The organism is Novosphingobium sp. SG751A (assembly GCF_013149295.1).
Lineage (GTDB): Bacteria > Pseudomonadota > Alphaproteobacteria > Sphingomonadales > Sphingomonadaceae > Novosphingobium.
On record NZ_JABGCB010000031.1, the window covers coordinates 17,143 to 30,455 of the forward strand.

Sequence of the window (13,313 nt, forward strand, 5' to 3'; positions counted from 1 at the left end):
CGCGAACCAGATGTTGACGAGATTGTGGAGCTCAGACCACTTTCCTCAAATGCTATGGACTGATTTTTACGAGACATTTTAGGGTGGTTCGTGCCATGCTGGTGACCGGAGGCTTTCGATTGACCGAATTCACCTTTGTTCATGCCGCGGATCTTCACCTCGATAGTCCCTTACTTGGATTGGCGGGTAAATCTGCGGAATATGCCGTGCGCGTCGAGGCGGCGTCGCGCGAAGCCTTCGATAACCTGGTTTCCCTTGCGATCGAGGAGGGCTGCCGGTTCATGCTGTTGGCCGGTGACATTTTCGATGGCGATCTGCGTAACTTCCAGACGGGTCTTTATTTTATGGAAGGGATGCGCCGGCTGGGCGAAGCCGGCATCGCAGTGTTCATGGTCCTTGGAAACCATGACTCCGCCAATCGTTTTGCCGACAAACTGTCCCTATCGGGCAATGTCCATGTCTTTCCCAAGAATAAAGCAACCACGTATCGTCTCGATGATGTCGGGGTCGCGATCCATGGGCGGAGCTTCCCCCGCCCGGACGTCTTCGAAGATCTGGCGCGCGAATATCCGGCATCAACCGAGGCCATGTTCAATATTGGGGTTCTCCATACGGCCTGTGCGGGCAGCGAAGGTCATCACGCCCGCTATGCGCCCTGCACGCTCGAGCAACTCACCAATCATGGCTATGACTATTGGGCACTGGGCCACGTCCACGCCTATGCCGTGCTCGGGGAGCACCCGCACATCGTCTATCCCGGCAATCTTCAAGGCCGGCACCCTCGTGAGACGGGCCCCAAGGGAGCCGTCCTGGTCAAGGTCAATGACGGCAGAGTCACCAGCCTCGAGCATCGCGCGCTGGATGTGGTGCGCTGGGCATCGATCACAGTTGATGTGTCGGGAACGAGCGAACACCCTGAATTACTGGATCTCATTCGCGGCCAGATCGCCCAAGGCGTTCAGCAAGCCGATGGACGGCCCCTTGCCCTGCGCCTGACGGTGACGGGAACGACATCGCTTCATTCCAAATTGATCCTCGAGCGCGCCGTCTTCCGCGAGGACGTGGAGACATTGCTGGCAACGCTCTCGGATGATGTGTGGCTCGAAAAGCTGAGGTTGGAAACGGTCCATCCTGAGGCCCCAGACGCCGTAGATCCAACGGTGGCTGGAAAGCTTGATCAGGAAGTGACCCGCCTCAGCCGAGACAGCGCGATTGCACAAGTTCTCGAAGCACGGCTTGCCGAGATTCGGACGAAACTGCCCGCTGGAGCCCATGCCGATGCATTCATTGAGCAGATGCGCGCTGAGATACCCGAACGCGCCGCAGCCCTTGCGCGCAGTCTAGTCAGCGAGGCTGGTCATGCGCCTGACTAAACTCAGTCTTGAGAAATATGGCGGCTGCGCAAGTCGCGAGCTCATCATTCCGAAAACGGCTGGCCTCACAGTGGTGTACGGAGCCAATGAGGCGGGCAAGAGCACCTGTCTCGAGGCGATCAGCGACTTTCTGTTCTCGATCCCCAAGAATACCCAGCGCGGGAGCTTGTTCGGATATGATGGCATGCGCATCGGGGCTTCGATGCTCATGGCCGATGGCGGTACGTTGACCCTCAAGCGCCGCAAGGGCAACGGCAAGACACTGGCTGACCTTTCTGGAACAGCATTCGATGACACCGTCCTTGCGCCGGTGCTGGGCGCCATCACACGAGAGCGGTTCGAAACGCTCTTCGGTCTGAACCACGAAACCTTGCGGAACGGCGGGGAGCGATTGCTTCACGCCGATGGCGACATCGGGCGTCTGATCGTCGAAGCCGGCGGCGGCTTGCGCACGCTGGTGTCTCGCCTCGAAAGTATCGGCAGCGAAGCGGACAAGCTTTTCGATACGAGACGGTCGGTGAACCGTGTCTTCTACCAACAACTGACGGCATTCGAGGCAGCCGATAAGACGGCCCGCAGCGCTCAACTTAGCCGGGAAACCTTTGAGCAGACGCGCAAGGCATCGTTCGCCGCGGCGGAAAAGCTCGAGGCCCTGCGCATCGAGAGGCGCAGCCTCGGCGCGTCGACGTCCCGGCTGGAGCGCGTCCTGCGCGTCGCACCTCACTTGCGTCAGCTGGCCGGCCTGACGCAGGATCTGGTCTGCTACCACGATGTCGCGTCCTTCCCGGATGATTTCGCGGCCAAGATGCGGACTGCCCTAGACCAGCGCAACAAGGCTGAAGTGCGGCTCGAGGGCGCGATCGAGCGGCGGGACCGCCTGAAGGCACGGCTTGATGCGCTGGTGGTGAACCCGGATCTTAAAGCCGCCGAACAGCGGGTGCGTGATCTGGCTGAACGCGCCATTCACGTCAGCAAGGCCCGGTCCGATCGTGCCAATCGTCAGCGCGAGATTGATGACGGCGAGGCTCAACTAGCGGCGCTGCGCCGGATGCTTGGCCTGCCCGCCGATGCGGACCTTGCACCACTGATCCCGGACCAGTCTGCCCTCAATCTTGTGCGCTCGACTGCCGACGAAATGGTGGAGCGCCGTCCAGGTCTAGCCTCTGCCAGAAAGCGCCTTGGCGAATTGGTGGCTTCGCTTGCGGTGATTGATGATCGTTTGGAAACGGCACGCCAGGCAGGGCATAATGATCCGCCAGAGGCGTCGTCATCGGCCTTTGCTAGCCTTGCGGCCCAGAAGTCAGCACACCAAGCACGTCAGCAGGCGCTGGATACTGACAACGCAGCATTGAACGGACGGCTCAAGGCTCTGGGCTTCGATACCATTGATGTTCTTGCCACCCTGCCATGCCCTAGCGTTGACGATATTCGCAGCGAGCAGGCCGCGCGCGAGACGTTAACGTCACAGATCGAGGATCAGGCCAAGCTTAAGCGGCAGGCCGAACGCGAAATTTCAACCGGAGAGGCTGAGATTGGCTCGCTTCAAGCGTCCGGGACTATTGCAAGTGACGCGTCACTTGCCGAAGCGCGCACTCTGCGCGCCGATGCTTGGCGGCCGATAAAATCGGCATATGTCGCGGGACATCTGCCCGATGACGCCACCGCTCGCCTTGCCGTTGCCGACGACCTGGAATCGGCAATCGTGTCTGCGGACCAACTTGCCGATCGCCGAGCCGCAGAGGCAGAACGGGCTGCATCACTTGCACTCGCATTGCGGCGCGTGGCAGACGCAAGGACTGACGTCACGGTGGCAGAGGCCGAGATAGCCGCACTTGTCGCGCAGTCAGAAGTGCGCGCCGGGCAATGGGGAAACAGTTTCCCACAAGTACAGGCCAAACATCCGGAACTGGCCTCACTGCTTCAATTTGCCCAGGCTCGGCAGCTGGTGCTGGACGAATCGGAACGGCTACGCACTGCGTCGAATGCGCTCGCATTTGATGTGGCCCAACTTGCGCCGACCGTCGAGCTGCTCGAACGGGTCGAACAGAGCCGCAAGCTCGATTCTACACTGTCGTTCTCAGCTCGAGTCAGCGCGGTGCAAAACGCCATCTCCCTGCACGAACAGGCCCATGCCGGATATGTCAGGGACATGCGAGACCGGGAGGACTTCGAACGGCAACACAAACTGGTTGCGACGGAAGTGCAACAATTGTCGGACGCACAGACTGCCTGGGACGCGGCATGGCCTACGGCAACAGGTGCGCTGGGGCTCAAACCCGACATTTCGCCGACAGATGCCATCAGTGCGGTGACTGAATGGGTTGGTGCACGCGGTGTCCTTTCGGCAATAGGGCAGACCCGCCAACGGCTAAAGCGCATGGACGAAGACGAGACGAACCTTACAAAGGATGTCAGTAGCCTCGCGACCGAACTCGCAATCGAGATCGGCGAAGACTGTGTGGTTGCAGCCCAGATGCTGCTGGCCCGGTTTACCGACAACGCCACTGCGCAAACCCAATATGATGGGATACTCCCAGACTTTGAGGAGGCGAAGGTCGAGGCTGATCAGGCACAAGAGGCACTCGGCACCACTCGGGAGGTGCTGGCTAAACTCGCGGCTTCGGTAAAACTCGATGGCAGCGATGATGGAGTCCTTCTGGACACAGCATCACGGTGTGAAGCACGCATGACTTTGTGCGATGAGATCGCCCTGGTGGAACGCACCGCGACGGACGTGGGAGACAAGCTTGATCTCACTGCTTTGCGGGATGAATGGGATGAACGCGACCTCGATGAGGTTCGCGCGGAACTGACCGAACAGACATCGCGTGCTACCGAGATCGAGAGCGAAATCGAGGCAGCCATTCTCGCCGAGAAGGCTGCGAAGGACGACCTTGCTGCCTATCTGAGCCAGAACGAGGTCAATCACGCCGTTACTGAACGCGAGGCGGCCGCAGCGCAGATGCATCTCGCCCTCGAACGCTATCTCGAGCTGTCGGTTGCGTGCGAATTGGTGACGACTGCCATGGCAACGATCCGCGCAGAACAGCAAGATCCGCTCATTGCGCGGGCAGGCGAACTGTTCACGGCGATGACACTCGGTGAATTTGCCGGCATCGAGACTGATATCGATGACAAAGGCCATCCGGTCGTGGTCGGACGGCGAGCCAGTGGCGGTATTGCTGCAGTCTCTACCATGAGCGACGGCACACGCGATCAGCTTTTCCTCGCGTTCCGGCTGGCGAGTCTTGAGAATTATGCCAGTGCGACGGAGCCACTGCCCTTCATCGCGGACGACATTCTGGTGCATTTCGATGATGAGCGCAGCCGGTCCACGCTCGACCTGCTCGCCGAGTTTGGCAAGACCAACCAGGTTCTGCTGTTCACACATCATCGCAGCGTCCGGATCCTAGCCGAACCGCTGGTGCAACAAGGTCTTGCCAACATCATCGACCTAGATCGTGCGGCGTGAGGTTGTTCCGCCCTTCTAAGTAGCCGTGCCTGCCATCGATTCCGGCAAGCATCACCTACCATTGGCTCATGTTGAGGACGCACCATCGGCATCGAGCAGCGCCTGCTTGAGTTTCCGAAGTTGGTCGTCCGCCATTTATCCGTACCCATCCGGCGGGCCCCGCCTTGCCTTGCCGGTAGTCAAACGCTCTCAAGGGCGCTCTCGAGAGCACTCTCAGGAGCGATGGGATGCGGCAGATCACGGTAATGAACGGGCCTGAGCGGCGCCGGCACTGGAATGATGAGGAGCGGTTGCGGATATTGGCCGAGGCGTTTGCTCCGGGTACCTGCGTGGCCGACGTGGCGCGTAAACATGACATTTCAACGGCGCGGATCTACACTTGGCGCCGCAAGCTCCGGCAGCCGGTCGAGATGGCTGAATTTGCCCAGGCTGTGATCGTGCCCTCTGACAATCCTCCTCCATCCAAGCCCAAGGATCCGGCTGTTATCGTGGAATTACCCGGTACCAGGCGGGTTAGCATTTTTGCTGCCGCTTCCCCGGCTCTGGCGGTTGCCGTCCTGAAGGCGCTGCAGTGATACCATCTGGCGCACGGGTATGGATCGCCATGGGCCATACCGATATGCGCAAAGGCATGCAGGGCTTGGCCTTGCAGGTCCAGCAGGGGCTGGGTCGTAATCCCCATGGCGGCGACCTTTTCGTTTTTCGCGGCCGGGCTGGATCGCTCCTCAAGATCATCTGGCATGATGGCATCGGCATGTCGCTGTACGCAAGAAGGCTTGAGAAAGGCCGCTTCATCTGGCCGTCGGCCAAGGACGGAATGGTGTCGCTGACCAGTTCGCAACTGGCTTGCCTGCTGGAGGGCATCGACTGGCGGAACCCGCAGCATTCCTGGCGGCCAGAGAGCGCCGGTTAGGCGCCATTTCTTTGCCGAGGCCGCGCTTTCCCGCTTCACCTTGGCGGCTTTCTATGATTCCATCCACGCCATGGACACCGCCGTTTCGCCCTTTCCGGACGATGTGGAAGCGCTCAAAGCGCTGCTGGCGGCCACCCTCCAGCGCGCCGATCAAGCCGAAGCGCAACTGGCCAATGCTCAGGCCCAGGCCAGCGCCACCGAGGCGATGATCGCCCACCTCAAGCTCCAGATCGCAAAGCTACGCCGCGAGCAATATGGCGCCAGTGCCGAGCGCAGCCGCCGTCTACTCGACCAGATGGAATTGCAACTGGAGGATCTCGAAGGCGACGCCAGCGAGGATGACCTGGCCGCCGAGGCGGCCGTGGCAAAGACCACCAGTATCCCGGCCTTCGATCGCAAGAAGCCATCCCGCAAGCCGTTCTCCGAGCACCTGCCGCGCGAGCGCGTCGTCATCCCGGCGCCATGCTCGTGCCCGGCCTGTGGCGGCAATCGCCTGTCAAAGCTGAGCGAAGATGTGACCGAGACGCTGGAGGTGATCCCCCGGGCATGGAAGGTCATCCAGACCGTGCGCGAGAAATTCTCCTGCCGGGATTGCGAGACCATCACGCAGCCCCCGGCGCCGTTCCATGTCGTGCCGCGTGGCTGGGCCGGTCCCAGCTTTCTGGCCATGCTGCTGTTCGAGAAATATGGCCAGCACCAGCCCCTCAATCGGCAGGCCGAGCGCTTTGCCCGCGAAGGCGTGCCGATTGCCCACCTCCACGCTGGCCGATCAGATCGGCGCGGCAGCCTTTGCCCTGATGCCGCTCTATCGGCTGATCGAAGCTCATGTTCTGGCTGCGCAGCGGCTCCATGGCGACGATACCACCGTGCCAGTCATGGCCAAGGGGAAGGCTGATACGGCTCGCTTGTGGACCTATGTCCGCGATGACCTGCCCTTTGGCGGCGCCGATCCGCCCGCCGCACTGTTCTACTACTCCCGCGACCGGCGTGGTGAGCATCCGCGCGCCCATCTGACGTCATGGTCAGGCATTCTGCAGGCGGACGCCTATGGCGGCTATTCTGAGCTTTATGCCGTCGGGCGTGAACCCGGCCCGATCCTGGAGGCAGGCTGCTTTGCCCATGCCCGGCGCAAGTTCTTTGAACTGGCTGATGTGGAGGCAACCGCCCGCCGGCGAAGCCGTGGCGAGCGCGCTAGCCACATCTATCCCATCGCGCTTGAGGCGGTGCAGCGGATCGACGCGTTGTTCGACGTTGAGCGCGCCATAAGCGGCAAGGGTTCAAGCGAGCGGCTCGCCGTTAGGCGGGACCTGAGCGCGCCGTTGATGGACGGATTACATATATGGCTGACGGCCCAGATGGCCAAACTGTCGCGCAACCACGATCTGGCCAAGGCGATCAACTACATGCTGCGCCGCTGGGATGCCTTCACGCGCTTTCTCGGTGACGGGCGAATTTGCCTGACTAACAACGCTGCTGAACGGGCTCTGCGCTGCGTGCCTCTCGGCCGGAAGGCATGGTTATTTTGCGGCTCGGATCGTGGCGGGCAACGGGCCGCCGTCTTTTACACGCTGATCCAGTCGGCCCGGCTCAACGATATCGATCCGCAGGCATGGCTTGCAGATGTCCTCACGCGGATCGCGGAGTGTCCGGTTAACCGTCTCGGCGATCTGCTCCCATGGAATTGGCGGCCACGACTGATCTAATGGTAACCTAAAGGGCTTTGAGGGCATAATCAGCCATTGTGGTAAATCACTTCGGCCAGTTAGCATCGCCTGATGCAGCACATCATTTTCTCCTCCTCGGCAGCCGGCACACTGCGCCAGGCGCTTCACGCGCGTGGGCAAAATATCCGAGTCATCGACTTCTCAGCCTGTCTCGACTGGGGGCCCCTTGAGGATGGTAATTTTTATCTGCGGGAAAAATGGTTCGATCAGTATGTGCCTTACGGACCGTCTATGTGGAGCGGATACGCCGATCATATTGAGGACCTTTGCGACGAGGTGACCGCCGATGTCGATCGCCTCGTTTGGGTGGCCCCACGCGCGGCGCATGAATTAGCCGGATTTTACTGGTATTTGCAGAAATTTGGCGATGATCGAACACAGATTATCATCGCGGATTACGTCTTGGGAGTTGGTGCATCGCGCACCGAAGCGCCGTTCGGCCTGGGCGAACTCAATATCGATGCGATGGGGGAACTTCTGGACGAGGCCCCGCGATCTCATTGGGATCGGTCACGCTTCCCGCCGGATAAATGGTCGCAACTGGTTGCCGAAAATGCTCTCTTGCGTGTCGTCGAAAATGGCGAACTCCAAAGCGCGCAAGATGACTATTTTGACCACCTTCTGCTAAACCGCTGTTCCAACGACTGGACGGATAAGTTGCGCCTCATTGGCAATGCCATGTGCGACGCGTTAGATGTTGGCCATCAGGTCAGCGACAACTTGCTACTATGGCGAATGCGCGTACTCGCAAAGAACGGCGTTCTGGTATCCGACGGCGAGCTTCGCTTCGGTGCAAAAGAGCGAGTTAAGGTAAGGCTTACTGGAAAGCCCCTGGTCGGATGTCGGCCATAGCCCGTTCACCAACCTAGCATCCATCCCGCCCCCTGGCCGTTCCAGAGATAGCTGCTTTGCCACAGGGCTGTCGGACTGCGGCCTTCACCGGATGGCTACATTTATCCAAGCCCTACTCTCGATCCACGTCGGTTCGGGCAATGCCCACAAAACCTTTACTTGCCGCGCGCGGTAGTGGGATAAATCACGTCAATGTAAAAATTTCGGAAGGGATCGTGTCGGACGCCAAGCGCTTCCAACTCGTCACGCTTCGCTTTGCCGAGGCCAAGTCGGGCGCCCTGCACGATGATCTCGACGGCGACATCGTTGCCCTGTGGGATATCAGGTGCATACAATGCTACCCGCTCCTCAAGATAGATAGCGCCGTCCTCGGCCAATACTGCTTGCGGCCGATATTCTGCGACCGGTTTGACATCAGCGCGATAGGTCACACTTTCATCGTAGACACGGATAACGACCTCACGGTCTTGCCCGTCGGGCAAAGCCAAGCGCTTCGGCACGCGAAGGCCGACCCAGGGATTATGGCCGTGTCGCGCGCGGATCTCCTGAAAGCCCATATGCTTCCAGAAGGGCAGAGAGGTCGACGGCGCGCATTCTACCTCGATCACCGCCATATCCGCCTCGGCGGCTCGTTCTATGCAATATCGCGCGAGCTTGCGCCCCTCGCCGCTCCGCCTGAAAGCTGGCTTCGTTTCGAAGATGTCGATGACGCCCGGCGCGCCGAGCGCGAAAGCGGCGACTTCATCGCCCTCTTTGAGCACGAGCAGCTCGCCAGCGGCATGGCCATTAGTGATCATGTTTCGGTTCGGATGAAAGGTGGTCTCTCCTCCTTGATCCTCTACTCGTAGCCAGTCCAGGATCTGCCCGAGATCCTCATCCGTCGATATCACGATCGTCACGCTAAAGCGCCCCCTTTCCATTCTAGCCAGCCCAGCCAGCCCAGTCACGTTCAAGCAGGCACCGCCGGATCGGCCGGTAGCGCGATTACGTTTGCCGAACCGAACAGTTGGGTCACCTTAGCCATCGCAGCCGCGGTCAGAACCTGCGTAAAAAGCAATGCCAGCCTTCTTTTGGGGCGGGAGCATGCCACGTAGAACAGGTTGCGATTGCTCTCGAAGGATTCGACCTTGTCGGCTGGCGGACCGGGGTCGAGGCGCTCCAGCATCTGTGCGAAATTATAAATGTTCCAGCCACGACCGACGATGACGAGGACATTCTCGAACTCCGCACCCTTCACGCCGTGCTTCGTGGCAAACGGCGTATGTCCGTCTATGAACGCATCGACCGCCATCAGCTCTGTGTAGGGGACGGCGCGAAGCTTCCGCAGCTGGGTGACGCGGCTGGATTCACCTTCGACCGGTTCCGGGCCGGCGTCGGCCAGACGTTGCTCCCGCTCCAGAACTGCCTCCGGTAGGTGCATGTGCGGCTGGTCCCGCAGGAAATCGATGACATCCCCGATCAAGCCGGTGGTGCGCAGCTCGACCAACTGGTCTAGCGTCTGGGTCCATGCGACCTTGTCCTGATGGCGCCGGATACTCGGCCGCCCTGTTCCCAGGCTTTCGAACATGTCGCCGTACCGCTGGGTCTGAAAGGCGGTCACCGCCGGTTCGAGCTGGTCAGCCAGAAACTTGATGTGGGGATCTTCCTTCTTGAGCCATGCGCCATTGAAACGCCCGTAGATGCCCTGGATGGTCGAGTAACCTTGCTCCTTGGCAAGCACACTGTGGCTCAGCATCAGGATCTTGGTGCGCTCAACCGCGAAATCCCAACCCTCGCTTTCCAGGCGATGCTTGAGATGGTCGGCATAGGCGCGGGCCGCCTCGGGGCTTGTGTCGCCCGCCCAATGCCCGCCGGTGCGGCGCTGGCCTGGCCACGCATTGGTGTGGAAAAGCCGCGCCTCGCCCGGCGCGTCCGGATCGCTGGAGATCTGATCAAGGCCCGGGCGCATGCGATTGAGCATCGCGACGATCGGCTCCGCCGAACGGAAATTGGCGTTCTTGTCGATGACCGTCAGCGCGGCATGTTCCACCGCACCGCAGCCCTCGCCGTAAATCTTCTGCCAGTGATCACCGAACAGGCCGATGATCGGTCCGGTGCCGGTGTCGAGGAAATGGGACTTGAGAGCCTCGACGATCCCGGCGTCGGTGTCCTGATATTCGTCGATCAGAAGGACGGGGTAACGGGCCGCCAACACCCGCTGGAACTTAGGCCGCGCCAGGAGCTCGATCATCAGGAGAAGGACGTCATCATGCTTGAGCGTCACTTCTTCGGGCGTCACGCGGGGGTAGCCGAGCTCATAGCGGATCGTACGGTCGCCGATTGCCTCCACCCCCGCATTGGCCAAGCGCTCTCCCCATTCCGGCAGACCGGGCACGATCGTGCGAAGTTCGGTCTGAAAGTCCTGCAGCACCGACCAGCAGAAGCCATGGATGGTTTCCGCGCGCACCGCCGGATGCGCCTGCACCCGCGCGATGATCTCGTCCTTGGCGACGTTGGTGTAGGTGACGCAGGCGATCTGCTGACGCTTGCGCACAAGCTCGTTGCCCCGAAGATCTATGAGCCGCCGCAGCGCCTTTTCGAGCGAGTAGGTCTTACCCGCGCCCGCCCCTGCCTCGAGACGAAAGCTCCGGCCTTCGTCGAAGCAGGCATAGACGCGCTCGAGTGCGAGACGACCAGCAGCATCAGCTGCACTTTCTTCCTCAGCCATCGTTTTGCGCTCCGTCAGCGGCGTCGATGACCTCGGCGACAAGCTCCTCGGCAAGAACCGCCGGTGCCACGACCGGCGCGGGGTTGCCCTGCGCGAGCCAGCGGAGACCTTCAGCGATATAGCGCGGCGTTTGCCATTCGGTGTTCACGATCGCATGCGCGAGGGCGAAACTGGACTTCTTCTGCTCGGCCGCATGCTCATAGGCCAGGGTTGCGCTATCGCCTTCGCCCAGATCGAAGAGATCGAGGTTCGCCAGGATAAAGGCGTCCTCGAAGCTGCGAGCACAGGGGCCGCCTTCGGCTTCGGGGATCTGATAGGCAAGCCGGCGAGCACCGTCGGTCTTTTCGTCGATTGTCTTGGCAATGAGCTGGGCTGGATTGACGTCGGGCTCGAACCAGCTTTTGATGCACGCGTTGCTCGTGAACGTGCCCTCGGCCACCCGCACGGCGACACGCTTGTTCTTTGCTCCGGGCGCCACACTGTCGATATCCGTGATGATCAGCGTGCGCAGTTCGAGGAAGGCGAGCAGACCGAAAAAGCGATGCGCATAGGCGCCGCCTACTTCCATGATGGTCAGATACTGGCTGCCGAGCTGCGGCTCGCCGACTGCCATTGCGTCGGTCTTCCGGATCATAGCGGGGAGTAGCAGCCGCTCCGCTGTTCCCTCGATCAGGACCGCCTTGTCGGCGAAGAACAGGTCGCAGCGCGACAGCGTGAGATATTGGTGTAGGAAATTGCGATCCTCCTCCGGGGCTCCGCCCATGCCCTGCCGGAGATCCTTCACCACCGACCGGCGCAGGCCGGGGCCGTCCGGGATGGAGAGAAAGTACCGCAAGCTTTCGAACCGCGCCTCGTTCGCCATATGGGGTGAGTGCGTCGTGACGACGAATTGCACAGGCCAGGGACGGCCGGCGTTGAGCTGGGTCACGAACGCATTGGCGATGTGTTCCAGCTGTCGGATGAAAACTTCCTGCATCTGCGGATGCAGATGCGCCTCGGGTTCCTCGATGAAGACCAGATGCACGCCAGCAGCGGTCGGCGTGCCTTGAAATTCACGGAAGAAGCGCAGAAGCTGGAGCAACATGTAGACGAGGTTGCGTGCGCCGAGCCCATTATACGTTTCGGGAAGGGTGACGCCGTTCACGCCGCGATACCGCAGGCGCGTATGATTGCTCAGCAGCTTGTCGACATCGAAGCTGGTTTCAGTGACCAGTCCCGGATCGACGAGCCCCGGGTAACCGAACAGGTCGAAGGTCGGCAGCAGCGACGTCAGCTTCGCGTTGAAGCCGACATGGAGATCGCCTTGGATCTGATCGACGGCATCCTTGAGCTGCTCGGCCGTGGTGCGACGCTCCGGATCCAGCTCGTCGTTCAACGCCGACTGGAACAGCACCTCGACGACCTTGCCGAGCACGTCGCGTTCGCGAAACGTGTCATCGTCGAGCCCACGCTGCGCATTGATGAAGCCGCCACCGATGAGCACCGAGAGCAACTTGGGCTCGAGCGTCTTGCGATTGGTCGCGTCGTTTGGATCGACCGCCTCGAGCGAGCCGGTATAGACCGAGGCGATCCGGACACCGAGCTCACGATAGAAGCTCGCGCGATCGGCGTCAGCATCTTCGAGCGGCTCTGCAAAGTCTGCGAAGAGTGTGGGAAGCGCGCCGGCTTTCGGTGCGAAACGGAACTCGAGCCGCGCCTCTGCGCAATCGGGGTTCAGATCGATGATACATTCGCTGAGCGAACCAAGGTCCGCAGCGTCAACGTCATAGCCAATGTCGAGCACGAGCCGGATCACGGGCAGCTGGTCGAGCGTCTCGGCGGCGTCCGGATGCGCCCGATACGCGACCAGCGCATTCCAAAAACATTCGTGACATCCCAGCGAGAAGTCTTCCAGCCGGAAGCTGATTGCGCGGTCCGAAAGCAGCCGTCGGAAGAGTTCTGCGATCGATGTCTTGCCGCTGTTGTTTCGCCCCACGATAAGCGTGGTCCGCTCCTCGAAGCCAATTTCGACATCGCGAAGCAGTCGGAAATTCTCGATTGTTGCACGGGTGATACGCATTCAGTTCCCCTCTTGGATCAGTCTAGCGCCCGTCCGCGCTGTTGTCGCCCACCTTGATGACTCTCATCATTCTCGCCGTGATCGAGCCCGCTGCGCGAAGGGTCAGAACGACATATTGTGGTCGAGGCTGTGTAAAAACGCCATTCTATGGTAGTGTTTCCCGGTTATTCGGGAGGTTTCGCGATGGGTCGTTTCGTCGAGGAACAGGATCGT

The 13,313-nt window shown here is 60.7% G+C and carries 9 protein-coding genes; 6 read left to right on the forward strand and 3 right to left on the reverse strand.

Annotated elements, in window-relative coordinates; translation table 11 throughout:
- Positions 1 to 95: 95 nt before the first annotated feature.
- From FHW96_RS24205 to FHW96_RS24230, 6 genes are all read left to right on the forward strand, one after another.
- Positions 96 to 1,373 carry a DNA repair exonuclease gene (locus tag FHW96_RS24205; RefSeq protein WP_172343131.1) on the forward strand — a complete coding sequence of 426 codons (1,278 nt, stop codon included), beginning with the start codon at positions 96 to 98 and terminating at the stop codon, positions 1,371 to 1,373.
- Positions 1,360 to 4,845, forward strand: a complete 3,486-nt coding sequence (locus tag FHW96_RS24210) for a YhaN family protein (RefSeq protein ID WP_172343132.1) — start codon at positions 1,360 to 1,362, stop codon at positions 4,843 to 4,845. Before FHW96_RS24205 ends, FHW96_RS24210 begins: the two co-directional genes overlap by 14 nt.
- 227 nt (positions 4,846 to 5,072) lie before the next feature.
- Entirely contained in the window at positions 5,073 to 5,420 is a 348-nt protein-coding gene (locus tag FHW96_RS24215; protein WP_172343133.1) for a transposase, read from the forward strand.
- Entirely contained in the window at positions 5,417 to 5,758 is a 342-nt protein-coding gene (gene tnpB, locus FHW96_RS24220) for an IS66 family insertion sequence element accessory protein TnpB (RefSeq protein ID WP_371815803.1), read from the forward strand. Before FHW96_RS24215 ends, tnpB begins: the two co-directional genes overlap by 4 nt.
- A 70-nt stretch (positions 5,759 to 5,828) precedes the next feature.
- Positions 5,829 to 7,461, forward strand: a protein-coding gene (locus tag FHW96_RS24225; protein ID WP_253951229.1) for an IS66 family transposase whose coding sequence is annotated in 2 segments (ribosomal slippage) — positions 5,829 to 6,500 and positions 6,502 to 7,461 — 1,632 coding nt in all. Because the reading frame shifts where the segments join, the coding sequence is not laid out codon by codon here.
- A 72-nt stretch (positions 7,462 to 7,533) separates the two neighbouring features.
- Positions 7,534 to 8,334 (forward strand): DUF3658 domain-containing protein, encoded by an 801-nt coding sequence (locus FHW96_RS24230; protein ID WP_172343136.1) that lies wholly within the window; start codon positions 7,534 to 7,536, stop codon positions 8,332 to 8,334.
- A gap of 155 nt (positions 8,335 to 8,489) precedes the next feature.
- Here FHW96_RS24230 and FHW96_RS24235 read toward each other — a convergent pair whose 3' ends face one another.
- From FHW96_RS24235 to FHW96_RS24245, 3 genes are read right to left on the reverse strand one after another with little or no spacing between them, the layout of a single operon-like run.
- Entirely contained in the window at positions 8,490 to 9,233 is a 744-nt protein-coding gene (locus FHW96_RS24235; RefSeq protein WP_371815804.1) for a GNAT family N-acetyltransferase, read from the reverse strand.
- A 50-nt stretch (positions 9,234 to 9,283) separates the two neighbouring features.
- Entirely contained in the window at positions 9,284 to 11,041 is a 1,758-nt protein-coding gene (locus tag FHW96_RS24240) for a UvrD-helicase domain-containing protein (RefSeq protein ID WP_172343137.1), read from the reverse strand.
- On the reverse strand, positions 11,034 to 13,100 hold the full coding sequence (locus FHW96_RS24245) for an ATP-dependent endonuclease (RefSeq protein ID WP_172343138.1): 2,067 nt from the start codon (positions 13,098 to 13,100) through the stop codon (positions 11,034 to 11,036). Before FHW96_RS24245 ends, FHW96_RS24240 begins: the two co-directional genes overlap by 8 nt.
- Between the last annotated feature and the right edge of the window lie 213 nt (positions 13,101 to 13,313).

Coding starts and splice junctions, on each gene's coding strand:
- FHW96_RS24205 (WP_172343131.1), top strand. CDS start 96: ATGCTGGTGACCGGAGGCTTTCGATTGACCGAATTCACCTTTGTTCAT.
- FHW96_RS24210 (WP_172343132.1), top strand. CDS start 1,360: ATGCGCCTGACTAAACTCAGTCTTGAGAAATATGGCGGCTGCGCAAGT.
- FHW96_RS24215 (WP_172343133.1), top strand. CDS start 5,073: ATGCGGCAGATCACGGTAATGAACGGGCCTGAGCGGCGCCGGCACTGG.
- FHW96_RS24230 (WP_172343136.1), top strand. CDS start 7,534: ATGCAGCACATCATTTTCTCCTCCTCGGCAGCCGGCACACTGCGCCAG.
- FHW96_RS24240 (WP_172343137.1), bottom strand. CDS start 11,041: ATGGCTGAGGAAGAAAGTGCAGCTGATGCTGCTGGTCGTCTCGCACTC.
- FHW96_RS24245 (WP_172343138.1), bottom strand. CDS start 13,100: ATGCGTATCACCCGTGCAACAATCGAGAATTTCCGACTGCTTCGCGAT.